The organism is Paenibacillus plantarum, assembly GCF_013141695.1.
Taxonomy (GTDB): Bacteria; Bacillota; Bacilli; order Paenibacillales; family NBRC-103111; genus Paenibacillus_E; species Paenibacillus_E plantarum.
The window spans coordinates 48780-74711 of the sequence record NZ_WHNY01000066.1 but is presented as its reverse complement, the minus strand read 5'-3'; the positions used below and the strand labels follow the sequence as shown (position 1 = coordinate 74711).

General features: G+C 48.5%; 24 protein-coding genes. 11 read left to right on the top strand and 13 right to left on the bottom strand.

Annotated features, from left to right (window positions below):
• Positions 1-17: 17 nt before the first annotated feature.
• Positions 18-1736, bottom strand: coding sequence for an ABC transporter ATP-binding protein (locus GC096_RS23130; protein WP_171633612.1), 1719 nt, complete (start codon positions 1734-1736; stop codon positions 18-20).
• Between the two features lie 45 nt (positions 1737-1781).
• A complete protein-coding gene (locus tag GC096_RS23125) occupies positions 1782-3527 on the bottom strand; it encodes an ABC transporter ATP-binding protein (protein WP_171633539.1) in 1746 nt (581 codons plus the stop codon).
• A gap of 183 nt (positions 3528-3710) precedes the next feature.
• On the opposite strand from GC096_RS23125, the gene GC096_RS23120 reads away from it, so the two are divergent.
• The 3 genes from GC096_RS23120 to GC096_RS23110 all read left to right on the top strand — a co-directional run bounded on the left by GC096_RS23120 (position 3711) and on the right by GC096_RS23110 (position 7715).
• On the top strand, positions 3711-4739 hold the full coding sequence (locus GC096_RS23120; RefSeq protein ID WP_171633537.1) for a copper amine oxidase N-terminal domain-containing protein: 1029 nt from the start codon (positions 3711-3713) through the stop codon (positions 4737-4739).
• Between the two features lie 457 nt (positions 4740-5196).
• On the top strand, positions 5197-6585 hold the full coding sequence (gene thrC / locus GC096_RS23115; protein ID WP_171633535.1) for a threonine synthase: 1389 nt from the start codon (positions 5197-5199) through the stop codon (positions 6583-6585).
• A gap of 623 nt (positions 6586-7208) precedes the next feature.
• Complete coding sequence (locus tag GC096_RS23110; protein WP_171633610.1) at positions 7209-7715, top strand: hypothetical protein; 507 nt, start codon at positions 7209-7211, stop codon at positions 7713-7715.
• 52 nt (positions 7716-7767) lie between these two features.
• Here the strand turns inward: GC096_RS23110 and GC096_RS23105 are convergent, their stop codons facing one another.
• From GC096_RS23105 to GC096_RS23075, 7 genes are all read right to left on the bottom strand, one after another.
• Positions 7768-8427 carry a stalk domain-containing protein gene (locus GC096_RS23105; protein ID WP_171633533.1) on the bottom strand — a complete coding sequence of 220 codons (660 nt, stop codon included), beginning with the start codon at positions 8425-8427 and terminating at the stop codon, positions 7768-7770.
• Between the two features lie 186 nt (positions 8428-8613).
• Positions 8614-9405, bottom strand: coding sequence for an ABC transporter permease (locus tag GC096_RS23100; RefSeq protein ID WP_171633532.1), 792 nt, complete (start codon positions 9403-9405; stop codon positions 8614-8616).
• Between the two features lie 4 nt (positions 9406-9409).
• Entirely contained in the window at positions 9410-10201 is a 792-nt protein-coding gene (locus GC096_RS23095) for an ABC transporter permease (RefSeq protein WP_171633530.1), read from the bottom strand.
• Positions 10198-11229: an ABC transporter ATP-binding protein gene (locus GC096_RS23090; protein WP_171633529.1), complete on the bottom strand. Its 1032-nt coding sequence runs from the start codon at positions 11227-11229 to the stop codon at positions 10198-10200. The genes GC096_RS23095 and GC096_RS23090 overlap by 4 nt, the downstream gene beginning before the upstream one ends.
• Positions 11230-11416: 187 nt before the next feature.
• Positions 11417-12499 (bottom strand): dual-specificity RNA methyltransferase RlmN, encoded by a 1083-nt coding sequence (gene rlmN, locus GC096_RS23085; RefSeq protein ID WP_171633527.1) that lies wholly within the window; start codon positions 12497-12499, stop codon positions 11417-11419.
• Between the two features lie 181 nt (positions 12500-12680).
• The gene (locus tag GC096_RS23080; RefSeq protein WP_171633526.1) at positions 12681-13526 is read right to left on the bottom strand and encodes an ABC transporter ATP-binding protein; all 846 of its coding nucleotides are present in this window, start codon (positions 13524-13526) and stop codon (positions 12681-12683) included.
• A gap of 160 nt (positions 13527-13686) precedes the next feature.
• Entirely contained in the window at positions 13687-15471 is a 1785-nt protein-coding gene (locus GC096_RS23075; protein ID WP_171633524.1) for a methyl-accepting chemotaxis protein, read from the bottom strand.
• Between the two features lie 158 nt (positions 15472-15629).
• On the opposite strand from GC096_RS23075, the gene GC096_RS23070 reads away from it, so the two are divergent.
• The 3 genes from GC096_RS23070 to GC096_RS39140 all read left to right on the top strand — a co-directional run bounded on the left by GC096_RS23070 (position 15630) and on the right by GC096_RS39140 (position 17227).
• Positions 15630-16298: an HAD family hydrolase gene (locus GC096_RS23070; RefSeq protein ID WP_216626237.1), complete on the top strand. Its 669-nt coding sequence runs from the start codon at positions 15630-15632 to the stop codon at positions 16296-16298.
• 98 nt (positions 16299-16396) lie between these two features.
• Positions 16397-16723 (top strand): antibiotic biosynthesis monooxygenase, encoded by a 327-nt coding sequence (locus tag GC096_RS23065; protein ID WP_171633522.1) that lies wholly within the window; start codon positions 16397-16399, stop codon positions 16721-16723.
• Positions 16724-17095: 372 nt separating this feature from the next.
• A complete protein-coding gene (locus GC096_RS39140; protein ID WP_281366831.1) occupies positions 17096-17227 on the top strand; it encodes a hypothetical protein in 132 nt (43 codons plus the stop codon).
• Positions 17228-17284: 57 nt separating this feature from the next.
• Here the strand turns inward: GC096_RS39140 and GC096_RS23060 are convergent, their stop codons facing one another.
• Positions 17285-17653, bottom strand: a complete 369-nt coding sequence (locus GC096_RS23060; RefSeq protein ID WP_171633521.1) for a DUF4180 domain-containing protein — start codon at positions 17651-17653, stop codon at positions 17285-17287.
• On the bottom strand, positions 17650-18066 hold the full coding sequence (locus GC096_RS23055) for a winged helix-turn-helix transcriptional regulator (protein WP_171633519.1): 417 nt from the start codon (positions 18064-18066) through the stop codon (positions 17650-17652). Before GC096_RS23055 ends, GC096_RS23060 begins: the two co-directional genes overlap by 4 nt.
• A gap of 137 nt (positions 18067-18203) precedes the next feature.
• Here GC096_RS23055 and GC096_RS23050 point away from each other — a divergent pair, with 137 nt between their 5' ends.
• From GC096_RS23050 to GC096_RS23035, 4 genes are all read left to right on the top strand, one after another.
• Complete coding sequence (locus tag GC096_RS23050) at positions 18204-19427, top strand: MFS transporter (RefSeq protein WP_171633518.1); 1224 nt, start codon at positions 18204-18206, stop codon at positions 19425-19427.
• Complete coding sequence (locus tag GC096_RS23045) at positions 19424-20281, top strand: aldo/keto reductase (protein WP_171633516.1); 858 nt, start codon at positions 19424-19426, stop codon at positions 20279-20281. The genes GC096_RS23050 and GC096_RS23045 overlap by 4 nt, the downstream gene beginning before the upstream one ends.
• A 145-nt stretch (positions 20282-20426) precedes the next feature.
• The gene (locus GC096_RS23040) at positions 20427-21002 is read left to right on the top strand and encodes a GNAT family N-acetyltransferase (RefSeq protein ID WP_171633514.1); all 576 of its coding nucleotides are present in this window, start codon (positions 20427-20429) and stop codon (positions 21000-21002) included.
• 87 nt (positions 21003-21089) lie between these two features.
• Entirely contained in the window at positions 21090-22682 is a 1593-nt protein-coding gene (locus GC096_RS23035; RefSeq protein ID WP_246302914.1) for a catalase, read from the top strand.
• A 386-nt stretch (positions 22683-23068) separates the two neighbouring features.
• Here GC096_RS23035 and GC096_RS23030 read toward each other — a convergent pair whose 3' ends face one another.
• Both GC096_RS23030 and GC096_RS23025 read right to left on the bottom strand, forming a co-directional pair.
• On the bottom strand, positions 23069-24022 hold the full coding sequence (locus tag GC096_RS23030; protein WP_171633511.1) for an NAD-dependent epimerase/dehydratase family protein: 954 nt from the start codon (positions 24020-24022) through the stop codon (positions 23069-23071).
• Positions 24023-24109: 87 nt separating this feature from the next.
• Complete coding sequence (locus GC096_RS23025) at positions 24110-24955, bottom strand: MerR family transcriptional regulator (protein WP_171633510.1); 846 nt, start codon at positions 24953-24955, stop codon at positions 24110-24112.
• Positions 24956-25167: 212 nt separating this feature from the next.
• Between GC096_RS23025 and GC096_RS23020 the strand changes: the two genes are divergently transcribed.
• Positions 25168-25524, top strand: coding sequence for a FlxA-like family protein (locus tag GC096_RS23020; RefSeq protein WP_216626236.1), 357 nt, complete (start codon positions 25168-25170; stop codon positions 25522-25524).
• The last annotated feature ends 408 nt before the right edge of the window (positions 25525-25932 follow it).

The window sequence follows — 25932 nt, the reverse complement described above, 5'->3', positions numbered from 1 at the left end:
AGGAAGCCCCTTTTCCTTTACCCTACAACTGCCGAAGAACCCTTCTGCAGTTGGTACATTTTCGCGTAGCGCCCGCCTAGCGCCATGAGCGTATCGTGATTGCCCCGCTCGGCGATCTCGCCGCGGTGCAGCACAAGAATTTGATCCGCATCGCGGATCGTGGACAACCGATGCGCGATGACGAGGGTCGTCCGCCCTTCACTCACAACCTTCAGCGCACGCTGGATGAGCCCTTCCGTCTCACTGTCGATGGAGGCTGTGGCCTCATCGAGGATCAGGATCGACGGATCGAACGCCAGCGCTCGCGCGAACGAGATCAACTGTCGCTGGCCGGAGGACAGCGTGCTGCCCCGCTCGACGACTTGCTCGTCGTAACCCTTCGGCAGCTGCTCAATAAAGCCAGCTGCGCCAACATCGTGCAGCGCAGCCTTCACTCTGTCGAGAGAGATATCCTCGTTGTACAAGCTGACGTTGAACTTGATGTCCCCCGCGAACAGGAACGGATCCTGCAGCACGATTCCCATATGCTTACGCAGGGCTTGCTTGGACATGTCCCTGATATCGCGGCCATCAATCGTGATCGCGCCCTCACCGGGCTCGTAGAAGCCGAGCAGCAGGTTGAGGATGGAGCTTTTGCCTGAGCCGGTGTGCCCGACCAGGGCGATCGTCTCCCCTTTTCGCGCCTCGAAAGAGATTCCCTTCAAGACGTTCTCCCCTTCTTTATAAGCGAAGGTGACATTATCGAACTTCACGATGCCCTCAGGGCGCTCTACGTGGTCTACCTTCTCAACGTCTTGACCTTCCATGTCAAGAATGGTGAACACCTTTTCCGCGGATACAAAAGCCCGCTGCGCATTCGTCAACTGATCGAAAATCCCGATAATCGGCTGAAAAACCCGACCTAAATAATCAATAAACGCATAGAACACCCCGAACGAAATGGCGGTCTCCAGCGATTTTCCGCCAAAATACCAAATGACCATCGCCGTCACCAAACTGCCGATCGTCCCGACCACGTTACGTGTGGAAAGACCGTAAATTTGAAATTGCTTCCGCTGGTTCACATAGCGATCCATGTTCAGCACTTCGAACTCTTCCAGCGTCACTTTCTCGCGACGAAAAGCCTGAATAATCGGCATCACGACGATCGATTCATTGATCATCGCGTTCATATCGCTAAGTCGAGCACGCATAATGGTGATGAAGATTTTCGAATATTTGAGATGCACATACATAATCACTACAAAAATCGGCGGCAGCACCAAGCAGAATAAGGCTAAATGCCAATCCAATAGGAACAGTGCAACGTAAATCCCGACCAATTGCAGCATGCTGACAACGAACGAGGCCATGAAGCTCATGAACAGATCCCGGACAGCTTCCGTATCATTGGCGATACGCGAAACAACCTGGCCTATCGGCGTGTTATCGAAATAACGCAGAGAAATACGCTGAATGTGGCCCATCAAATCCATCCGCATGTTTTTAATAATTTGCAAGGCGGTAGATTGAAGAATATAGGCTTGTGAATAATTACATAGACCTGCGGTTAACAGTAGAGCCATATACAGGCCTAACAGTTTGAGCACTGGCGCCATTTCTTGCGCACCTGTGGAGAGATAGGTATCAATAATCGTTTTCGTTATATAAGGCCCGCCCAGCTCGGCAGCTACTGAACAACTAAGAATGAGCAGCGCTCCGAGAATTCTGAACTTGTAGACGAGTGCGTAAGACATCAGTCGTCTGGCCGTAGTCGGTTTAGACAAAATAGTTGTCCTCCTTTACTCTTCTAGACTGGCTTCCATCTGTTGACGATCCCACTGTTCACGGTACCAGCCACCGAACTGCATAAGCTCCTCATGGGTGCCCTCTTCAATGACTCGGCCTTCATCCAGGACGAGAATCCAGTTCGCGTGGCTCACAGCAGAAAGTCGGTGTGTGGAAATGAGCGTCGTACGCCCCGCTCGTTCCTTGCGGATATGCTGGAGAATGCGACTTTCCGTACGAGCGTCAACCGCGGAGAGCGAGTCATCCAGCAGCAAAATCTCCGAATCAATCAACAGCGCTCGCGCAATCGCTAGACGCTGCTTCTGTCCGCCGGACAGCATCACGCCGTTCTCACCAACAATTGTTGATAAACCATCAGGCATTTGGGCAATATCTTGGGTAAAAGAAGCCATCTCTACGGCGTGCGCAATCTCCTCCGGTGATGCCGTATGCTTGCCTAACGCGACATTATCGCGTATGGATTTCGATAGCAGCAGATGCTCCTGAGGCACGTAGGCAACCCAACGTTTGATTTGATCGATGGCGATTTGCTCGATGGGTACACCCGAGATGCTTAGCTTGCCTGGATCAATGGGATATTGGCGCAGCAGTTGCTTGAGGAGCGTGCTTTTGCCGCTGCCGGTCCGGCCGACGATCCCAAGCGTCTGTCCCCGCTGCAACTCAAAGGAGACATGGACAAGGCTTGGATGATTCGCAGTCGGGTAGGTGAACGTCAGATCGTTCATCTCGATGCGTTCAGGCACAGCGACGTGGACAAGCTTCTCAGCATCGACAATATCAGCTTGCTGTGTCAGTGCTTTATCGAGACGATCTGCCGAGGCGCTCCCCCGCTGCAGAACGTTAATAAACTCGCCGAAGGAAATCATCGGCCAGATGAGCATACCGAGGTAAATATTGAAGGAAATCAGCTGTCCCAGCGTGATTTCGCCTTGGAATACGAGATATGACCCGTATCCGATACCGATCGAATAGCTGAGTCCAACGATCAACGAGGTCAGCGGTTGGAACAGCGCATTGAGCATCGAAACGCGGCGGTTTTTGTTCATCACATCCGATGTAACTTCATCGAAGGCTTTCAAATCGTGCGTTTCTTGCACATAAGAACGAATGACTCGGATACCAGAGATCGATTCCAGCGCATGATCATTCATCACACCGAAGGAGGCTTGTGCCGCCAGAAAGCGCGTGCGGACCTTTTTGCCTAACATATTAATCATTACAGCTAGAAAAGGCAGTGGAATTAACGCTGCAAGCATTAATTTGAACGAAATCAGCGACACCATCGTGATGATGACGACAGATGCTCCCACGATCGTAGAGACGAGCGTCATCACACCGTAACCGGACGTTTGACCAATGGCTAGAATGTCATTCGTCGCCAGCGCCATCAGCTGCCCCGTCGTGTTGCGTTGGAAAAACGGAGGAGACATTTTGGACAAATGCGTCAACAATCGCCCTCGAAGCAGCTTCTCCACCAAAGCGGAGTTACCGAATAAATTCGTGATCCACAAATAGGTCATGACATACAGAAGCAGCGAAAGCCCAATCAGCAAATAAACCGTATAATGAAGCCCGGAAGCTGTTAAACTTCCAGTACGAATATGGTCAATGATATTCCCGATCATTTTGGGCGGAATCGTCGCTAAGATATTCACACCGATTAAGAGCGAGACTGCGAGTACATAATACTTCCATCTCTCTTTGAAAAACCAGCGAAGCTTCATAACAAAAGACACCATTACCACCTCTTTACAATTTCTTGGCACACTCATTGATTCTATAGTTTCCACTCTATGAAGTCCACTCTGTATCTCGTCTAAAATGAAACTTTCAGCTCTTCTGCAACCTTATCACTTACACCCGCGTCAGAGAGAGCAGAACATTACCCATATTTTACATACAGGAAGGAAGTTACACACACGATGAAACCTATGATGAAAAAAACACTAGCCATTCTCTCCTTATCCAGCATGCTGACCACAGGAGCCGCTTATGCAGCTACCACGGATGCTGTTATTCCCGATATGCACGCGAAGCAAATTAAGCCTGTAAAGACGCAGCTTGATGTTTCTGTTCAAGTGAATGGAGAAGCAACCGAGAAGGGCTATGTGAAATCCGGCGCCGTAGAGCCTATGATTCCCTTACGTGCTGTGAGTGAAAGCCTTGGCTTTACATTAACGTGGAACCCCGAAACCTATTCCGTAGATCTCTCGAAGGGCAACCTGTTTACAACGGTTAAAACTGGCGAAGATCGCTATACGATTAATAAAATGTTGACAGAACTTGGCACCGCACCTGAATTGGTGGACAGCAAGTTGTATGTGCCTGCTTCGTTCATTACAAAAATTCTGCACGCCACTGCTGTGACAGAAGGCAATAACGTAGCCATCTCTACGAAAGCCGAGGCGAAAAAAGTGCAATCGACCGGCGTCATTACCTCCATTCGCACAACAGGCGATAACGCTCAGATTCAAATTCAAGACACGGGTACTGGCGGTATCGTTCTCAATGTGAACCCGGAAACGACCTACCAAATGCTTGACGGCACAAAGCTGACACTTGCTGATCTTCACGTTGGTTTAACGATCACTGCAGAGCATTCCATGGCGATGACACTTAGTTTGCCGCCGCAAACGTCCACTTCCAACATTACTGTGCTTGATACGGCAGCTCATAAGGGTGCCTTAGGTACGGCTGGCGTCATTGAAGCTGTACGCGAAGATGGCAGCCTTCTTGTTAAAGGCCAAGGGCTTACCGATGATGCGCCGAGTGAGGTTGTTCTTACCATTAGTGCTGACACAGCCATTGTAGACGGTAAGGGTGATCCCATTGACAAATCCGCGCTGGTTAAAGGCGCGAACGTTATCGGATTCTACGGCCCTATGATGACCAAAAGCTTGCCGCCGATCAGCAACGCTTGGAAAATCGTTGTAGAAGCAGCGCAAGAATAGCATCTTTGCTTGATATAACTTTCGGTATCGCAGGGGAACGACAGTGAGTGTGTTCGGCGCATGGTGACCGCCAATTCGTGTTTAGATGTATAAACTACAGCTAATTTGCTCGAATCTGACGTATTTTGAGAATTAAATGGAAAAATTACATTTAATTTTTATGAAATTTGAAAAATCGAGTAAATCGAAGGAATTTAACTACAGGAAATACAGTTAATCTTTCAAATTCGAGAATTCCACTTCAAATAGATGGAGAAAATCCAGTTACATGCGGGAAGCAGGTTTACTAATCATCGGTCATTAACGAAAAGAGGGGCTAGTTCAAAAAGTCAAAATTGACTTTTGAGACAGCCTCTCTTTGTTTTTGAAAGAATCGTACCTGTGACGGATGTACACTGTCCAAATGTTCTGTTTTTTGATACAATAACTGAAAATTCAATCGTATAAGGGGACTCATATGGAATACATTAGCACTCGCGGCAAAGTAGAACCTATCGGCTTCATCGATGCGATCCTGATGGGATTGGCCAATGACGGCGGTCTACTCGTACCGAAACACATCCCTCAGCTATCCGCTGACACACTTCAAAGCTGGTCGAAGCTCTCCTATTCAGAGCTAGCCCTAGAAATCTTCTCGCTCTATGTGAACAACGAAATTCCACGCGATGAGCTGAAGCAGCTCGTTGATGAAAGCTATGCAACGTTCCGTGACGAAGCCGTAACACCAGTTAAACGTCTGAGCGATGACACGTATGTACTTGAATTGTTCCACGGGCCTACATTTGCGTTCAAGGATATTGCCCTGCAATTCCTTGGCAATCTATATTCATACGTTTCACGCAAAACGAATTCGATCATCCACATCCTCGGAGCTACCTCCGGTGATACAGGAGCTTCCGCAATCGAGGGCGTTCGCGGTAAAGAGGGCATCCGTATCTGTATCCTGCATCCGCACCAGAAGGTAAGCAAGGTACAAGAACTTCAAATGACAACCGTCAATGACGCGAATGTGTTGAATCTTTCGGTTGAAGGTACTTTCGATGATTGCCAACGCATTATCAAGGAGCTTTTCGCAGACGTTGAGTTCAAGCACCGCTACCATTTGCGCGCGATTAACTCGATCAACATTGCCCGCATTTTGGCGCAAACGGTGTATTATTTCTACGCCTACTTCCAACTGCCACAAGAGGGGCAGGCTGCGAAGGTGAATTTCAGCGTGCCGACGGGGAACTTTGGCGATATTTTTGCTGGCTACTTGGCTCAGAAGATGGGACTTCCAATCAACAAGCTCATTCTGGCTACGAATGAGAACAATATTCTTGAGAAGTTCGTACAAGAAGGCGTGTATCAACCAGGCGAGTTCCGTGGTACGTATAGCCCGTCCATGGACATTCAAGTTGCTAGCAACTTCGAGCGCTACTTGTTCTATCTGTACGGCGAAGACGCTGCGGCTGTTAACGCGATCATGGAGCAGTTCAAGGCCGAAGGCCGCGTTGTTATCCCTGCCGACAAGTTGAAGACCGTACAGGCTGATTTCGCTGCGTACGGCGTGAAGAACGACGAGTGTCTCGACACGATCAGCGACTACCACGCGAAGTACGAGTACCTGCTCGATCCGCATACCGCGTGCGGTGTGGCTGCAGCCGATAAGCTCGCCGTCGCTGGCGAGGTAACGGTATCCTTGTCCACTGCGCATCCGGCGAAGTTCGATGAGTCGATCCGCTTGCGCGGTATTGCGCAGACGTATCCGGAGCAAATCCAAGCGCTGTTCGACAAACCACAGTTCCAGAAGGTGGTTGGCGGTTCGAACGACGAGATCAAGGATGAGCTCGTGAAGTTTTTCTAGTTAGGGTTTATAGGGGCTCCTGCCCCTTCTGTTAAAGCCTTCCTTCCACGTTGTGGGGGGAAGGCTTTTTGACGTGTGGGGGATCCTAAGCTACTTACACTCCTGCCTCTTCAGTTACTCACCTGCAATACTGCTCCCGCATTACTTCTCCTGCATTACCGCTCCTGCGTCACTGCTCCTCAAGCACCTGTCTCCCCAACCACGCATTTTACAGCCCCCTCCGACTACTTCATCTCCATTTACTCCTCCAAAATCCAAAATAGCCCCCTTTCCCATTAAGCACGCAGCCAACTTCCCTTCCAAGCACTTGAGTAGATTGGATTTGGATTAACTGGAAAAACTACATCTATTCAAGCGAGAATAGGCCAATTTGTTCAATTAGATGGATATTAGGTAGTTAAATTTCGGGTTTGAGGCGCTTTGGGACGGAATGTGCGAAATTAGCTGTAGGAAATCCAGTTAATCCTTTTTCAATGACGAATTGGGACAATTTAGATGTACGTTTTCCAGTTAAATCAGTCCTCAGACCGATCTTCGTCCTTCCCTATAGTCTGAAGACACTTGTACCCTGTCATGGTATTCTTAGAGTAATGAATCCAACAATAGGAGTGAACAAATTGAATATGAATATGAATCGCAGTGCCTTTCTCGGGCCGATCCTGATTCTGCTAGGTGTTTTTTTGTTTCTAAAAGGGGATGTATCGTTCAGCTCAGGCACTATTTTTGAATATTTCTGGCCGACACTCTTCGTTATTCCCGTCGGGGTCTTCTTCCATTGGTTGTACTTCTTCATCACGCAGCGACGAGGCGTAGGCGTGCTTGTTCCAGGTGGTATTCTACTAACGGCAGGTATCGTGTGCCAAATCTCCACACTTTTTGATATTTGGCACCTCATGTGGCCAGGTTTCATGCTCGCTGTGGCTGTCGGCTTGTTCGAACTGTATTGGTTCGGCGGCCGCAATAAATATTTACTTATTCCGATTAACATCCTATCGGTGATGTCGCTGCTGTTCTTCGCGATCTTCTCTATCGGTTCCATCTTCGGGACGCTATTCCATAACAATTCCATCATCGCTATTGGGCTCATCGTCGCTGGCGGCCTAATGATGATCGTACGTAGTCGCAACTAAACACCAATGAGAAAGCCGTCACGCAGGTTGACTGCAAGGACGGCTTTTGGTGTTATTGGGGCTTATATTTGCCAATCGAGACGTTGTCACGCTCATGAACACTCAGAATATGCGAAAGCGATTGACTTCCTCCCTCGTTCGTTAGCAAGCCAAACCGGGCATTCAACCCCGACCATCCTTCCAGCCCATCCACGCGATAGTCCCCAGAGACATACGCCTGAGCAAGCTCTTTATTGGACCAGAATTCGATACGCTTATTCGATAGTGGTAGATCCCCCATTTGATCAGCGAGGAGGAGGAGGAAAAGCTTCTGAAAATCCGTGTTGTCAGGCACATCCACATAACCATCCGAGAACACGACTGTCGTATCGGCATGCACGCCTAGATTCTCTCCCATGATCTCCATGTTCAAACTATATGTACCGTGAAGGAGAGAGGACACATACTTGGCATATGACATCCTATTATCCTCTGTACTGCGAATTTCAACCGTGTTCAACGCTTCGTTCCAGTTCACTTCTGCACCAAGCGCCTCCGCAATCGCTCGAGTCGAGGTCATTGTCGTCCCATCACTTGTTACTTCCACCTGTGTGTCGAGCACTTTGCCATTCACTTTAACTTGCCTGCCAATCTGAAACGGGTCAGAAGCGTAGACAGCTGTCGCTGTGAATAAAGCAATGCTGCAGATTAGAGCAAGCAACCATTTGTTCAAGTTCACCACTCCCTTCGATTCATTTTCGAGTAGTTATAACAGAGCAGGATGATAGCATTGATCGTTTGTATTCATTGTATGCCACGATTGTCCACATCAGCATCAGATCGATACTTTTTACATAAACCGATATAAACAAAAGCACCCCCGATATCACCGGAAGTGCTTGTACCAGTTATGTACACGTTAACTCCCCGTGCCCTCATAACGTGTCAGACCTTTTCTAAATATCCAGATAGATGCTGCCGCAAACAGCACCGTTACGATTGGTGTCAGCACCCCCATCGTCCCTCCCATTGGTTTATTAAACAAGTAGGATGCCGGATAAAAATTAATAAATGCATAGGGAATAATGATCGAGAAAAACAGTTGTACACCCGTAGCGTAGATCGTCAAAGGAAACTTCACGAACTCCGATAAACTACTAACCATCATGGGAAATGCATTGCCTGGCGCGCCCGTCCAGAAGGATAGGCTATTCGATGCCAAATTAATCGCCACACGAATCACGAGTGCACATAGAAAGAGCAGAATGAAGATCGCTACACGAAGAATGGACCAGTCGATGGCAACATGTGAAAGCGCCTGGAACAGCATGATACCACCTAATAGGGCGTTCCCGAGCCCATTCATCCCAACAGCACCGCTCAAGATTTGTAATGTAGGCGAAATGGGGCGAAGAAGAATAAGATCAAAGCCACCCGTGTTAATCAATCCGCTAATGCGCCACGTTCCCTCAAAGAAAAACTGTGAGATCCCTGTCGAAAAGTTCACCATCGCAAATACAAATATCACTTCCCAGTAGCTCCATCCGTGCACGACAGGAATGCGCTGATACACGAGCCAAATAAACACGAATCCGAGCACCTGTGTGAGCATAGCGGCAACAACTAGAATTAAGAAATCCGCCTGATATTCCAGAATCGCCTTCAGCTGCTGGCTAAACAGACGCGCATACAAATACATAGTCCGACGCATGCGATTACCCTCCATAGATCGTTACTTGACGAACGGCTCTGCTGTACAATAGGCTTCCAAGTATCCATAAACCGGCAGCCCATAGAAACTGCTCGCCGATGGCTTGCCACAGCACACTGCCATTCCATTGCTCTAAATAAATCATGGAAGGGATATACACAATCCCCTTGAATGGGAGCACCTCACATAAGGTATTGAGCCAACCTGGCAAAAACGCAAACGGCACTAACGCGCCTGAAAACAAATTCGTCACCGCAGCTCGCGCTAGCGATATGCCGTATACACTATCCGTATAGAAGCAGCATAGCGCAAACAAATAAACGACACCGAATTTGATCACAACCGCACCCAACATACTGATGATAAAATACACCCATGTCAGCGCATGTGTCGGCAGCTGAATACCTTCAAATACGATGGCCAGTCCGACCATCAAGACAACAGTCAAGCCTCCTTCAATCACACTCGTTCCGATCGTCTCCGCAAAACGTGCTTTCTGAAAATCCAGCGGTTTAAGTAAGTCAATCGCCACCTCACCGCTACGAATACGGCCGCCGATTTTCCCCTCTGAATAAAAAGAAAGCAGCGAATTCGATAAATACGCGACAAATAAATACGTTTTCATTTGTTCCCAAGTAAAATTAACTATTACTGGTTTTCCTTGATAAATCGCTTCCCATAAATAAAACATGGCAATGATGAAAAACATCCCGCCTAACATATTGATCAAAAAAGACATGCGATACGCGATAGCAGCTTGCATAGCTAACTTGGCGAGTGTAATGTATTTTCTCATCGGTTGTAGGCCCCCATGAGTTGTTGATTCAACTCCAGTTCCCCGTCATATAGCTTGCGAATCACCTGTTCAATTCTCGGTTCATCGATGCGAAAATCAATAATCTCGCCATACTGCATGACGAGTGCGAGAATCTCGCCCGCTGTAAAGCGCAGCCGGTCGAAACGAATGGACAATTGTCGGCCTTGCTGCTCCTCGAGAATCATTTCCGGGTGCTGCCGAATGATATGGGCAAGCTGAGGGGCCTCCTCTTTCAATTGCACGTGAAACGTCCGCTCGCGCGCAAAGGAATCTTTCACCGCCTGAAGTGACCCGTCGTAGAGAATCCTTCCATGATCAATAATAATCAACCTGCGACAAATATCCTCGATATCTTCAAGATCATGCGTCGTTAAAACGATGGTTGTCCCTTGCTCCTTGTTTAACTCTTTGATGAATTGACGGATTTTCACTTTCACCGAAATATCCAATCCAATCGTAGGCTCATCGAGATATATAATTTTCGGATTATGCAGCAGGGCTGCCGCTAAATCAGCCCGCATACGTTGTCCCAACGATAGTTTGCGTGTGGGAAGATTCAGAAATTCAGCTAAACCAAGCATTTCTGTAAACCGATCCATATTTCGTTTGTACACGTCGGACGGAACTTCATAAATATCTTTGATTAAGGAGAACGATTCAATGATTGGGATGTCGTACCAAAGCTGGGAGCGTTGACCGAATACAGCGCCTATCGTTTTGGCGTTGCGCGTGCGCTGCTGATAGGGGACTAGGCCATCGACAACAATGCTTCCCGTTGTGGGTGTAAGTATGCCTGTCAGCATTTTAATCGTGGTCGACTTCCCTGCCCCATTCGGCCCAACATAGGCCACGGCCTCCCCTTCCTCGATCGAGAAACTGATACGGTCAACAGCCAGTTTCTCACGATAGGACTGGGTGAATAGATGCTTAACAGCACCGGCTAAACCTGGACTTTTGACAGCTTGGCGAAAGTTCTTGGTTAATTCCTCTACTTGAATAAGTTTCATTACGCTCCCCCAGAACTCTTTTAAAATTGTATGGCCAAGCTTACATTTATTCGTAAGCGCATTCACAAAAGTTAATGAAGCTTAATTATCTTCACTTTACTCATTCTACTTCAGTCATTTAATTCCTCTATTTGGAAAACAGACAAGGAAAAAGCCTGTGAATGAAGATCACCCACAGGCCTATCTATTATCCAGCCACAACGTTATCCCCTGTGGATTGTTTGATTTGCTTGCTTCGCAGTTGCCCACAAGCGGCATCAATGTCCGACCCGTGCTCCAGACGCACGCTGCATGAGATGCCTTGCTTCTTGAGTGTATCGTAGAAGGCACGCACCGATTCGCGCTCACTCCGCTGATACTGGCTGTGCTCATCCACCGGATTGTACGGAATCAAGTTCACATTAGCCAGCTGGCGGATATGCTGAATCAGCTCAGCCAGTTGAAGCGCATGCTCTCTGCCATCGTTCACGTCTTTGAGCAGAATATACTCAAGCGTAATACGACGATTCGTTTTCTCTAAATAGTACTCAATCGCTTCCATCAACGTCTCGATCGGAATCGCTTTGTTGATTTTCATGATGCGTGTACGAAGCTCGTTTGTTGGCGCATGCAAGGAAATCGCGAGATTCACTTTCAAATCCGAGTCCGCGAACTCTCTAATTTTGGGTGCCAGACCGCTGGTGGATACTGTGATGTGTCTTGCTGCAATATCCAGACCTTTCTGATCCTTCACGACGCGGATAAAATCGACCATATTCACGAAGTTGTCGAAGGGTTCGCCAATTCCCATCACAACAATATGGCTGACGCGCTCCGCTTTGCCCATAGCGTCCAAATGAAATTGGACTTTCATAATTTGTTCCACGATTTCCGCGGCGGACAAATCACGGCTCTTGGCCAATAAGCCACTGGCACAGAAGCTGCAGCCAATATTACAACCCACTTGCGTCGTCACACAGACGGATAAGCCGAATTTATGACGCATCAGGACCGTTTCGATCAAATTGCCGTCCGATAGCTTGAACAGGAATTTCATCGTGCCGTCCGCCGATTCCTGCCGCGTGTGCTCATTCAAGGTATGAATAGCAAAATGCTCGCTTAATGTGGCCAAGCAATCCGCTTTCACATCCGTCATTTCTGCGAACGAAGCGACCCGCTTGCGATACAGCCAGTCCCATACTTGCAGGGCGCGCGATTTTTTGTAGCCTTTTTCGGCCAGCCAAGCGACCAGTTGATCAAAAGTTAATCCATATATGGATGAAAGTTTCATTCCGTTATCCTCTTTTCAAGACTATCACATGCAGTCCAGTTCTTCTAAGCAGCCGAAGCGTACCATCTAGTTAGTATTGTGCCAAAAATCCTCCCTGAACACAAGGGAAGCCTTTCATTTCCACAAAGAAAAGGCACCTCCCGGTCTGGGGGCACCTCTTTCACAGGCTCATTTAAGCTAATCAAGCACTCGTTACTGCTACTTTACGTTCCGGTTCCGCCACAACTTCATCATCCGATACCAAGCCATAAGGGATACAGAGCGGCACGCCTGCCCTTGGATCCACGATGACATCAGCATGAATAGCGAACACGTCGAGCAGCATTTGCGGTGTTACAATATCCATCGGTGAACCTTCATAGACGACATTCCCTGTTTTAATTGCGATTAAATGGTCCGCATAACGCGTCGCATGATTCAAATCATGCACAACCATGACGATTGTCGTCTTGTGACGCTCGTTAATTTCCTTCAACAAACAGAGAACCTCAAGCTGATGCGCCATATCCAAATAAGTTGTTGGCTCATCCAAGAACAGCATATCGGTCTGCTGCGCTAATGCCATAGCGATCCATACCCGTTGACGTTGACCACCTGATAGATGATCGATCGGACGATCCTTGAACGCTGTCATCCCCGTCACTTCGAACGCCCAGTTGATGATTTCACGATCGGCGCTGGACATCTTCTGGAAGCCGCGCTGATGCGGGAAACGACCATATCCTACTAGTTCTTCGGCTGTAATGCCTTCCGGAGCGGATGGCGACTGCGGTAGAATTGCTAATTTCTTGGCGATTTCCTTCGTCGATTGATGATGAATGGAATGGCCATCTAGGAACACGGTCCCTTCCGTCGGCTTCAATAGTCGCGACATCGCCTTCAATATCGTCGATTTCCCCGATCCATTGGCACCGACCAAAGCGGTGATCTTGCCCGTTGGAATCTCGATACTCAGATCGTTGATGATTTTCAATTTATCATAAGAAACATGTAGTTGTTCGGTATATATTCGCGTTGCTATTGCCATGAGGAACATCCCCTTTTCCAATATGTATATAGGGCCCAATGATTCGATAATTTCTCTCCATTAACTAAAAATGATAATCATTATCAATGAAAATGTCAAGGCTTTTCGTACTAAAATAGGATGCCCGAAGGCATCCTATTTCTTTTAGCTGTTTTGAAGCTTACACTTTAAACCGAGCCACGGCCAATTGCAGCTCATTCGACATCCCATTCAATTCGTTAGCCGTCCTGGCAACTTCCGAAATGGTCGCTAGTTGGTGCTCCGTTGCAGACGCAACAGCCTGTGTAAGCTCCGTTGTCATGCGAGTTAGCTCTGCTATTTCCACGATTCCCGCCAGTACTTCCTCCGAACTTGCTGACATTTGCTCCGAAACGGCAGATACATCGGTCATCTGATCAACGACCTCCTGCACCGTGCCAGAAAGCTCCTTGAACGTACCGTCCGTTTGTTGGGCGACAGCCTGCATAGCCTCTACTTCCCCAAGGCCACGATCCATCGCGATAACAGCGGCTCCTGTCTCGTGTTGGACACGCTCAACGAGCTCAGCAATACGTTCTGTCGCCAGTCGAGATTGATCTGCAAGCTTGCGGATTTCCGTGGAAACAACTACGAAGCCTTTGCCGTGCTCACCTGCTCTAACTGCCTCAATAGAGGCATTCAGTGCAAGCAAGTTCGTTTGTCTCGTCACATGCGTGATGAGGACTGTGATTTCGCCGATTTCCTCGGACATCGACTTCAAACTCTGAATCGCTTGTACCGCCTGTTGTACGGAGCGCAGTGCTTCGTTTATTTGCAGCATGCTCTGCCCCATCCGTGCATTGCCTTCGCTCGTATGAGCGCGCGCATGGCCTGAAATGTCCGTGGCATGGCCTGCTGATTCCGCTACACGTTGAATGCCAACAGCCATCTCATTCATGGCATGACTGCTTTCCTCTGTGCCTTGACGCTGCTGCTCCGAATGTGAAGCAAGCTGGCCCATCATCTCCGAGACAGACGCTGTAGATTGGCTGGTCTGCTGAGCACCCGTTTGCAGCGATTCCGATGCCGCCGAAACCTGCTGTGCTGCTTGTGCAATCTGAACGATGAGACCGCGAAGGTTTCCGACCATGTCTTTCAAATGATTGCCCAGAACACCCAATTCATCACTGTTTTTGCTTTTGACCAGCGATGCATCCGACAAATCTCCTGCTGCCGCTGACTGTGCCAACTTCATTAATGGGGTAATCTGACGCAGATACAGTCGTACTATGAATACGATAAAGAGGGTTCCTATCACAATGGCGATTAAGCCTGTCCATAGCGATTGGACGGTATATTTATTCATTTGTGCCTGTAGGACGCCGTAATTGAAATCTAATCCCACAAAAGCAACAAGTTTGCCATTCTGATCTCGAATCGTACTCACCGCACTCACCCAAGTTCCTAATGAATCTTGGTAGACTCCCGTAATACCGAAACCTGTATTCTCTGCTTCCTTAAGCGCAGTTAACAACTCAGGAACGGGTGCATAAGGATCAGTTGGCTTCTCATCGACATATAGCTCCGCATTGGATAACAAATTCAAAAGAGCTGGCTCTCCCTGCAATGTTGTCCATTCTGGGTAAAATAAGTAGGCATTTTCGACCAACTCCCCTTGAGAGACACGGTCCATATCCTCCTGTACGTTCATAACAGCAGGTTCATACTTATAAGCTTCTTTATTTTTCTTTAATTCTTCCTTGGATTTCTCAATGTAATCTACTTTCTGCATAAGGGGGGCGTGGAAAATCTCTTCAAGTGCGACCAAGTTATCTGACATTTGCTGCCTATGCTGTTGATAGGAAACGAAGGTAAGCAACACGCAAAGTACAATATAGCAGGCGGCTGTCCAAGCTGAAATTTTGAAAGAAAGAGATCGAAAAAACCTTACAGATATTTGCTTGCCTTGAGATTTAGCTTGTGACATGATTAACAAAAACACCTCCAGAATTGTACAGCATTGCGGATTGGTACACATAGGTCATATAGGTCATACAGACTAGTCTTCTAGATTTCGACAAAGTTTTTAGAAACCCTTCCCCATTTTATTTAGAATTTGTTGTGGTTCATGAGGAGGAATGCAATTTGACTACGATAAAAGCATTGATCTTAGATTTTGACGGCACGATTCTGGATACGGAGACAGCTTGGTATGAGGCGTTCAGGGAAGCTTATCTCGAGCATGAGGTGGAGCTGACTTTGGACATGTACGGAAAGTGCATTGGAACGTCCTCGCATCTCTTCGATCCTTATGAATATTTGATCACGGAGCTGAACATTTCGTTGGATCGGGCATCTTTTCGGCAAGGTATACATGATCGACATACCGAGAAGATGGCGAATGAAGGTATTCGCCCGGGCATTCTTGATTACTTAGAGACGGCCAAAGCATTAGGCCTGCGCATTGGATTAGCTTCCAGCTCCAAGCGAGCTTGGGTCGATACGTATCTGGCGCAGCTGGGGATTGGTGATTATTTTGAGACGATTCGTACCTCAGAAGATGTCGCTTTGGTGAAGCCACATCCCGAGTTGTATGAGCTTGCGCTGAAGGATCTTGGCGTAATGCCGAATGAAGCGATTGCGATTGAGGATTCACCTAACGGCGCACGCGCTGCGGCGGCCGCAGGCATGCATTACATCGTGGTGCCTAACCCGGTTACGAAGTTCCTGTCTTTTGATGGGGAGCCGCGTACAGTGGGGACTTTGGCGGAACTGTCGCTGCAAGCTTTGCTGGAGGCGGTCCAGGGGAGGTAGAATATTTAGTAGGCATAACAAGCACGTGTTGACGGCTTCCTCTTTTTGATTGATAATGATTCTCATACTCATATATCATTTAAGAGGAGCTGAACTTCGTGCTTATTCAACAGAGGACCATTATTGTACAACCTGGTAATAGCGACAAAGTCGTGGAGCGATTTAGCAAGGAAGGGCCATTGGACGGCATGGAAGGACTTATCGATGTGACCGTTATGGTCAACAAACGGAGCAAAGAGGCGGAAGAAGTCGTCGTTTTCATTCGTTGGGAGTCCGAGCAAGCGTGGAAAAACTGGGAGAAAAGCCCCGAGCATCTGGCAGGTCACCGCAATAGTAAAGGGCAGGAACGTCCTGAATACGTCATTTCCTCGAATGTAAGCATGTTTGATGTGAAGAAAGTGCGGCCCGGCCAGTTCGGGAAATAAAAGGTGGCGCGGGGTATCCTGCGCTGCTTTTTTGTTGGTTGATTGGTTGGGGCATCACGGTAGCATGGTGCAGAAGCACATCGCACCGCCACTAACTAATCGCCCACACTTTTGCGCGCGCCGCAGCAGGGATTAGATGGAAAAAGTACAGCTAAATCAGCAGATTTAGCAATGAAAATACGATTAACTGGATTTCCTACAGCTAATTTCAGCATTTTGCTCTCGTCCAGCTTGAAGGCGCCAAAATAGCTACATATTTTCTAGTTAAATCGTGTTTCGGCGAAAAATTGGCGAAATTAGCTGTAGTTTTTCCAGTTAGTTGTCGCCGCGGGGCCGTGGAGGTTACGCTGGGGGTAGGGACGTTGAGATTCGGTGCTGATGCTGGTGCTGGTGCTGGTGCTGGTGCTGGTGCTGGTGCTGGTGCTGGTGCTGGTGCTGGTGCTGGTGCTGGTGCTGGTGCTGGTGCTGGTGCTGGTTGAGTATGCACGCGATCCAGTTACTTGAGTAGCTAAATTTGTTGGTGTTACGTGGTACGATCAAGTGTTGGTGTCAGCAAAGCTGCTACTTCACGCCATGCAAAGCATCCAAAGCAGTCTGCTCGTCCGCGACGAAGAAGAAGTGCTTGCCATGATTGCATTCGTAGATGAAATCGCGGAGGCTTTTGCTGTCGTATTGATCGAAATCGCCGATGACGGCCATTTTCATCTGATAGTTCGTGTATTTCTGGAGAACATCGCCTGCGAGTTTTGTTTTGAGCTCAAAGAAATCCTCGGTTAAATTCCACTGATTAATAATAAACTTATCGCAACCTGTCAGGTATCGGACGGATGCCATTAAATCTAGCGCATCTTGCTCGTTGCTGATGAGAATGTCCGTGCTCTCCACGATGGCTACTTGTGAATCGCCCTTCTGATTGATTGATGTATTCATGTCATTTCTACCTCTTTCTCCATAAGTTCGTCAATTAGGGCTTCTTCGTCCCGTTTATTCAGTACATTTTCCTCAAGAACAATGAATTTATCTCCATATTCTTTGATGATATGCGTTTCTCCCCACATGCAGAGCGAATCCAAGATCGGTTTAAGGCTTGCCCCATACTCGCTGAGCGCATACTCCACTTTAGGCGGCACTTGGTTGTACACGATCCGATCCACGATCCCATCGTCTTCGAGCTCTCTAAGCTGTTGTGTCAGCATTTTCTGTGTAATTCTAGGCATCAATCGCCTGAGGTCACTCGTTCTCCGTTTACCATAAGTCAAATGGCAGAGAATGACGCATTTCCACTTCCCACCGATCACTTCCAGCGTGGCTTCTACCGAGATGTTGTACAGCTTTTTAGCCATCTGATGATTTCCCTCCATCCCATGCTATAGGCACTGAAAAGTACCTACCGTACTAGAAAGTACGTACTGGTCAATCCGACTATTATGTCTGATAATAGCACTTACCGGCCGGTACAAACAAGTTTGGGGTGATTGCTATGAAACAAGAAACCAAAGGAAATACACTAGCGCTGCTAGCCCTCGCGGTTAGCGCCTTCGCCATTGGCACAACCGAGTTTATCAGTGTCGGACTGCTTCCGCTCATTGCTGAAGACCTTCATATATCCATTACAGGTGCAGGGTTAACCGTTACTTTATATGCATTAGGGGTTACTCTTGGAGCCCCCATCTTAACTTCACTAACCTCAACCGTCTCGCGCAAAACGCTGCTGCTCTGGATCATGCTCGTGTTCATCGCGGGCAATCTATTGGCCGCCACGGCAAGTGGCATCGCCGTGCTGTTGATCGCCCGCGTCGTCTCTTCTCTGGCGCACGGCATCTTCATGTCGATCGGCTCAACGATCGCCGCTGATCTCGTGCCCGAGAACCGCAGAGCCAGCGCGATTGCGCTCATGTTCTCGGGGCTTACCGTCGCCACCGTGACCGGTGTGCCGATCGGTACTTACCTCGGCCAGCAGTTAGGCTGGCGCGCTGCGTTCTTCGCCATTGTCGCGGTAGGCGTGGTGGCGCTCATCGCGAACTTGATCTTGGTGTCCTCCAATTTGCGTAAAGGCACACGAACACGGTTAGGCACACAGCTGAAGCTGGTTACGAATGGACGTCTGCTGCTCGCCTTTTCCATCACAGCCTTAGGTTACGGCGGCACGTTCGTGGTGTTCACGTATTTATCTCCGTTATTACATGAGATTACAGGATTTGCAGAACATACAGTAGCGTTAATCCTACTCCTGTACGGGGTTGCCATTGCGATTGGCAATATCATTGGAGGCCGCGCAGCGAACCGTAATGCGAGCAAAGCCTTGCTCATCATGTTTCTTTTACAATCCCTCGTGCTGTTTGTCTTTATGTTTACAGCGCCATTTAAAGCTGCTGGTTTAATCACCATATTTTTCATGGGATTACTCGCATTCATGAATGTACCTGGCTTACAAATTTATGTCGTTCAGCTCGCTGAGCGTTTCGCCCCAGAGGCCAAAGATGTCGCATCTGCCTTCAACATTGCAGCTTTCAACGCTGGTATTGCCGGGGGAGCCTTCCTTGGTGGCATCATCACAGATTCCATTGGGCTCATTCATACCACTTGGGTAGGCGGGGTGATGGTCTTCGGTGCCGTGCTACTCACCTTCTGGAGCCGCAAGCTTGAAAAATCTGATCAACCGGAACGATTACAACCAACCATTTTAGGAGGAATACCACAATGACAACCACAACGAATCATGCAAACCTTCAATCCACAATCACACTGCACAATGATGTAAAAATGCCTTGGCTCGGGCTTGGCGTCTTCAAAGTTGAAGACGGACCCGAGGTCGTTCAGGCTGTAAAATCCGCTATGCAAGTTGGCTACCGCAGCATCGATACCGCGGCCATCTATGGCAATGAAGCCAGCGTGGGACAGGGGATTCGTGAAGGCATGGGAGAGCATGGTCTAACAAGAGATCAACTTTTCGTAACCTCTAAAGTATGGAATGCCGATCTCGGCTATGAGTCCACGATTGCTGCCTATGAAGCGAGCTTGGAGAAGCTGGGCTTGGAGTATCTTGACCTGTACCTCATTCACTGGCCTGTCCAAGGCAAATACGTAGAGGCGTGGCGCGCGCTAGAGACGCTCTATAAAGAAGGGCGCGTTAAAGCAATTGGCGTGAGTAACTTCCAAATTCATCATTTGGAAGATGTAATGGGAACCGGGTCAATTAAACCAATGGTCAATCAAGTGGAGCTTCATCCCCTCCTCGCTCAGACAGACTTGCATGATTTCTGCAAAAAACATGGCATCCAGTTGGAAGCTTGGTCACCGCTCATGCAGGGTCAGCTTTTGGAGAATCCCGTGCTCAGCGAGATCGCAGCTAAATATGGTAAATCCATCGCGCAAGTCATTCTACGTTGGGATTTCCAACGCGGCATCGTGACGATTCCGAAATCAACCAAAGCGCATCGAATTCTTGAAAATGGATCCATCTTCGATTTCGCGTTAACGAACGAGGATATGAACGCTATTAATGGGATGAATCAGAATATACGTGTTGGTCCAGATCCGGACAATTTTGATTTTTAATCCGTGTATGGTTGATGAAGCCCTGCCCCCTTTCTTCGGAAAGAGGGTGAGGGCTTTTCTTAAAATTTATGTATTTTTAAGCCTACTTTAACCCCCTAGGTGTAAAGTTTCGGTAAAACTATCCTTAAAAGAAGGTACGTGACCGATGTCCATCACAGAATTATTTACTTCCTTTCCCTCCCTGCATACCAAACGACTTCAATTGAGGCAAATGGAGGCTTCCGATGCGGAAAATATATACCGTTATTATACAAACCCTCTGATATCCAAGCATCTGGATTGGCAGGGTCCCTCTTCCGTTGAGGAAGCTTCAAGTCTTATAGCATCTTGGAATCAAGCATTTGTCGCGAGAAGACTATTACCCTGGGGTGTTTCTTTAGGCACAACCACACGTTCAAAAATTGTAGGAACAATTCTAGTGATGCCAACGCGAGGTAGTTTTGAGGATAACCCCCTTTTCCCAGTATCCATAGGTTATGAGCTGCAAGCGGAGTATTGGAACAAAGGCATCATGACCGAAGCATTGGAAGCAGTTCTCGATTTTACACGAAAACACGTCGAGATCCGCAGAATACAAGCCGAAGTATATCCTGAGAATATAGCTTCACTAAAACTACTGAAAAACCTTGGCTTCCAAGAGGAAGGCATCTTACGGCAATATATGATGCACGAGGTAACTAAAAAATTGCTTGATGTAGTTATGCTTGCTTTACTTTGTTAGCTCAACTTATAACTTATATTTAGGAATAATTTCCCTTAACTTAGTAAAAGTTACTTTTAACTAAGGATGAGAGGATGCACCAAACAGATGAACAATGAACAATCGGGCAATAACGAACAAACAAATCCAACCAATATGACCTTAACGAACCGCCAAGGCCATCCGATTTCGGATAACCAGAACATCCGCACAATTGGCAATCGCGGGCCTTCGACGCTCGAAAATTACCATTACATCGAGAAGATTTCCCATTTTGATCGGGAGCGAACTCCAGAGCGTGTGGTGCATGCACGCGGCGCGGGGGCTCACGGGTATTTCGAGTCGTATGGAACGGTCGGCGACGAGCCGGTCTCTGCGTATACAAGGGCGAAGCTTTTTCAGGAGAAGGGGAAGCGTACCCCTGTTTTTGTTCGGTTTTCGACCGTGATACACGGCACTTACTCGCCAGAAACATTGCGGGATCCGCGCGGCTTCGCGACGAAATTTTATACCGAGGATGGCAATTGGGACTTAGTCGGCAATAATTTGAAAATCTTTTTCATCCGCGATCCATTGAAATTCCCTGATATGGTGCACGCGTTCAAGCCGGACCCAGTCACCAACCTGCAGAACCCGGAGAAAATGTTCGACTTCGTCTCGAATTCGCCGGAAGCGACGCACATGATCACCTTCCTCTTCTCGCCATGGGGCATTCCGGCCAACTATCGGCAAATGCAGGGGTCAGGCGTCAACACGTACAAGTGGGTGAACCAGAACGGCGATGCGGTGCTCGTGAAATACCACTGGGAGCCGCTGAAGCAAGGGATGAAGAATCTGAGACAATCCGAGGCCGAGGCGATCCAAGGTAAAAATATTAGCCATGCCACGCAGGATTTATACGAAGCCATTGCGAAGGGTGACTACCCAGAGTGGGAGCTGTGTGTGCAGATTCTCAGCGACGACGAGCACCCAGAGCTCGATTTCGATCCGTTGGATCCGACGAAGCTGTGGGATCATGAGAAGATTCCTTTCCGTAAGGTGGGCAAAATGGTGCTGGATCGCAATCCGGACAATTATTTTGCGGAGGTCGAGCAGGCTGCTTTCGGGACGGGGGTACTCGTCGATGGCCTCGATTTCTCGGACGATAAGCTGCTTCAGGGGCGGACGTTCTCCTACTCGGATACCCAGCGGTATCGCGTGGGCACGAATTATTTGCAGCTGCCGATTAATGCGCCGAAGTCGCCTGTGGCCACGAACCAGCGGGATGGGCAGATGACGTTGATGGTGGACAAAGCTCCCGGCCAAAACCCGCATGTCAACTACGAGCCCTCCTCGCTCGGCGGGTTGCAGGAAGCGGCGCCTTCGGGCAAAGAGCATCAGCCGATGTATAATGATCGGCTAGTTCGCGAGAAGATAAGTCGCACGAATGATTTTGGGCAGGCGGGCGATACGTACCGCAAGTTCGAGGATTGGGAGCGCGATGAGTTGATCGCGAATTTGGTCGATGCTTTGAAGATCTGTAAGCCGGTTATTCAGGCTAACATGATCAGCTATTTCGAGCAGGCCGATCCGGAATACGGACGGCGTGTGTCTGAGGGGCTCGCTCAAGCGAAGATTGAGCAAGAGCACTTGGGATCAGCCGCTGCGAAGGCTGGGGCTGAATTGGCGGAGAACGCTGGGCAGCGGACGGACGGTTATTAGGAAGGGAAGGCACCCGGGATGGGTGCCTTTTTGGGTTTGGGGGAGGTTTTCGCGTGCAGTACGCGCGAAAATGCATCGCTGCAGCGGCGACGGGCGCTGCATGCTAGAGGTGAAACGGAACGTGGTTCCGCTATCGATCCTGAAAGTCGCAATTTCGGAGCAAAACGGAACGTGGTTCCGCTATCAGTCAGAATTGCTCAAAAAACCACCGAAAACGCACAAATAGCGAACTGACGTTCCGCAACTTTCAGAAAATGCCCAAATATCTCGAAATAGGGGAACTACGTTCCGTATCTCTCATTGAGGCTCTAACATCAGCCATTTCATGGACAGATGATAGACATGGAACTGGATCATATGCAACTCCGTGTGGTAGGTCTATGCTATCAAACGCGCTGTTCCTGCATCATTTCCTTATACCACCGCACGGTATGCCTGATGGCTTCCACATGCGGGGTCGTCGTTTGCGGGCCAAAGGCAGCCTCGAACTTGCTGTGATCCAGGATGAAGGGATGCTCAAACTCGTATAAGACTTCCTTGAGTTCCCTCAGCATTGGATGGAAAAGACCGATCATCGTCACCATCGGACGGGATAATGTACTTATTTTACTTGTCGAGCCTAGCTCATCGAAAATCAGCCCTAACATCTCCCGGGTTGTGTGCGTTTTCGCGCTTGGTATATGCCAGACTTCTCCCAATGCGCGCTCCTCTTGACCGAGTGTCACAAGTCCTCTCGCAAAGTCATCAATATACGTATAGGTATGTGGCATATCCAGATTACCCAGCAGACCTACAGGCTTGCCGCTCAAGGCGAAGCCAAAGACACGCTCACCCAAGGAGGACTGCTTAACACCTGGGCCATAGAAGTCCGAGGCGCGGCCAATCGCCACGCGAACCTTCCCCGATTGATGCGCAAGCAGCAATTCCTCCGCCATTTGGGCGCGTGTTAGCCCTTTTTTGCCAGTAGCTAGGTGTGGTAGGTCCTCCGTCAGAGGTTGATTCGGTTGGCCATACATGTACAGATTGTCACCGTAGATCAGTTTCGCACCTGCAGCAGCAGCACCTGCCATAACTCCTCGGGTAAGGCCGGGAAATTGGGTCGGCCATTTCGTATAGCCTGGATGAGCACAGTGATAGACCACAGCAGCATCCTTGCACATCGCTACCGCATCAGCAAGTTGGGAAGCATCCCCTTTGGCCACTTCCACCGCTGCCGTCTCGGACAATCTCCCGCTGCGATTTACCATGCGTATACGCTCGACTCCACGCCGCTTTAATTCCCCCATGACCGCCATCCCGAGTGGCCCCGTTCCCACAATCACATGCACTTGATTACTCATTCATCATGCCCCCTCGTTTTCGATACCCTAACGATATTGTCTACCGTAACGAGAGAGTCAAGAGACATTTACAAAATAGTTGGCAGCCTATTGGGATATAGGCACTTGAAGCTCCACAACTACATTGTTGTAATCTTCAAGATGGTTTTCTCTTCCGAATAGGTGCAGCTCGCGAACCGGACCGGTTTGTGCATAGCCATTAACCCCGAGCCATGTAAAAAGCGCTAGAATCCCCTCTCCAACACCCATGAAAGGCCCTTTGTAAATCAGGCTTGCCACCATGGGCTCAGCTGGAATTTCATATGCGATGATGGGGCCAGTTGGGCGTAAGTGGGCTAATGAATCGAAACTAAACCCTACTTCAATATCGAAATTCTCCTCAATAAACTCCGTCATATGATACAGAACGTACTCCTGTTGCATAGGGTCGATCGATGCACTGCCTCCCAGCCCTTCCTCGAGCTCCTCAAACATCTGACAGCGGTAGACGGGCATATCCTGTAGGCGTGGTACGATTCGGCGAAGCCCAGCCATATAGAGCACTGGTACCGACTTAATCCCAACCTCATACACAGGCTTCTCGCCTAGTCGTTCTAATTGATGCAATCTAGACTCAATACGCGCCATTTGTTGTGAGGCTTCCTCTATTTGATTCGCTAGCTCCGCTTTCTTCTTATGCATCATCTGCTTCATATCGTCCATTGTGAGTGCTTGATCGATCATCGTCGCGATTTCATCTAACGAGAACCCCGTCTCCTTCAGCACCACGATATGATGAATTCGAGTGAGCTGCTCATACGTGTAATACCGATAGCTGGTCGCGATGTCGATATAAGCTGGCTTTAGTAAGCCGCGCTCATCGTAATGGCGCAGGGTGCGTATGGTTACCTGTGCGATTTTGGAAAAGAGTCCGATTCTAATCAAATTCGACATTGTTATCCGCCTTTCAAATCCATGTCCTTATATATCCATTATACGGATTCCACTTCGAATAAGGTGAGTAAGTTGCTGCTTGCCTCACTCGATCTCCAATTTTAAGCAAATCCTCAGTGCGCCTTCAGCGTTTCCTCAATTTGGCATGTCATAATCGCCTGTGGGCTTTTCAACATGTCCAAATTGAAGTTAGAAAGGAGACCCCGATCATCATGTCGATTTCCATTGCATCAACCACATCCAGCAGCAGTTCGTATTCCTTCACCTCCAGCTCAACGGATTCAGCTGCCCTTGAGAAACAAAAGGCCAAGCTGCAAGCCGAACTAACGAAGGAACAGCAGAGCAAGGACGATCAGAAGACGAAAGAGCGCAAGGTGCAGCTCATCCAGCAACAGATCCAGCAGATTGATCAGCAAATCGCGCAGGCGAGCTCGAAATCCAGTAGCGGCGCTAGCTCTAGCCAACACGATTCCGGCGCTAGGAACTCGAACAACCCTTCCGGCCCGAACAACGCTGCCAGCAAAAAAGTAAACACGAATCCCAACGGTACGTTGGATATTCTGATTTAAAGCCTCCGCCGTCCTTCAAGGACGGGAGTGTTTATGGAGAAATACAAAAAAAGGGACTGTACTTGAAAAGTACGTCCCTTTTTTGTATACGGCAGCCACGTTGGCGCTCCTCTCTCGTGCAGAGATGCGGGCAACTTTGGGCCAAACACTAGAATAACTGCATTTTGTACAGCTAATTTCACCTCTAATTCGCGTTTCAGTGAATTAACTGGAAATTCTCCATGTAATTTCAAGATTTCAAGAGAATACGGATGAAACTCAATGATTTAACTACATAATTTCCATCTAATCGTGGAATTCGGAGGAATTCGCGAGAATTAACTGTATGTTTTCCATTTAGTCGAGTGGGAAAGCCGAAAGTGAAGTGTGATTTAATGAAAAAGACACGCCCCAACCTAACTTGGAAGG

Coding starts and splice junctions, on each gene's coding strand:
- GC096_RS23045 (WP_171633516.1), top strand. CDS start 19,424: ATGACAACCACAACGAATCATGCAAACCTTCAATCCACAATCACACTG.
- GC096_RS23130 (WP_171633612.1), bottom strand. CDS start 1,736: ATGTCTTACGCACTCGTCTACAAGTTCAGAATTCTCGGAGCGCTGCTC.
- GC096_RS23110 (WP_171633610.1), top strand. CDS start 7,209: ATGAATATGAATCGCAGTGCCTTTCTCGGGCCGATCCTGATTCTGCTA.
- thrC (WP_171633535.1), top strand. CDS start 5,197: ATGGAATACATTAGCACTCGCGGCAAAGTAGAACCTATCGGCTTCATC.
- GC096_RS23040 (WP_171633514.1), top strand. CDS start 20,427: ATGTCCATCACAGAATTATTTACTTCCTTTCCCTCCCTGCATACCAAA.
- GC096_RS23030 (WP_171633511.1), bottom strand. CDS start 24,022: ATGAGTAATCAAGTGCATGTGATTGTGGGAACGGGGCCACTCGGGATG.
- GC096_RS23090 (WP_171633529.1), bottom strand. CDS start 11,229: ATGAAACTTATTCAAGTAGAGGAATTAACCAAGAACTTTCGCCAAGCT.
- GC096_RS23060 (WP_171633521.1), bottom strand. CDS start 17,653: ATGAATACATCAATCAATCAGAAGGGCGATTCACAAGTAGCCATCGTG.
- GC096_RS23100 (WP_171633532.1), bottom strand. CDS start 9,405: ATGCGTCGGACTATGTATTTGTATGCGCGTCTGTTTAGCCAGCAGCTG.
- GC096_RS23080 (WP_171633526.1), bottom strand. CDS start 13,526: ATGGCAATAGCAACGCGAATATATACCGAACAACTACATGTTTCTTAT.
- GC096_RS23055 (WP_171633519.1), bottom strand. CDS start 18,066: ATGGCTAAAAAGCTGTACAACATCTCGGTAGAAGCCACGCTGGAAGTG.
- GC096_RS23120 (WP_171633537.1), top strand. CDS start 3,711: ATGAAACCTATGATGAAAAAAACACTAGCCATTCTCTCCTTATCCAGC.
- rlmN (WP_171633527.1), bottom strand. CDS start 12,499: ATGAAACTTTCATCCATATATGGATTAACTTTTGATCAACTGGTCGCT.
- GC096_RS23125 (WP_171633539.1), bottom strand. CDS start 3,527: ATGGTGTCTTTTGTTATGAAGCTTCGCTGGTTTTTCAAAGAGAGATGG.
- GC096_RS23035 (WP_246302914.1), top strand. CDS start 21,090: ATGAACAATGAACAATCGGGCAATAACGAACAAACAAATCCAACCAAT.
- GC096_RS23095 (WP_171633530.1), bottom strand. CDS start 10,201: ATGAGAAAATACATTACACTCGCCAAGTTAGCTATGCAAGCTGCTATC.
- GC096_RS23050 (WP_171633518.1), top strand. CDS start 18,204: ATGAAACAAGAAACCAAAGGAAATACACTAGCGCTGCTAGCCCTCGCG.
- GC096_RS23025 (WP_171633510.1), bottom strand. CDS start 24,955: ATGTCGAATTTGATTAGAATCGGACTCTTTTCCAAAATCGCACAGGTA.
- GC096_RS23020 (WP_216626236.1), top strand. CDS start 25,168: ATGTCGATTTCCATTGCATCAACCACATCCAGCAGCAGTTCGTATTCC.
- GC096_RS23075 (WP_171633524.1), bottom strand. CDS start 15,471: ATGTCACAAGCTAAATCTCAAGGCAAGCAAATATCTGTAAGGTTTTTT.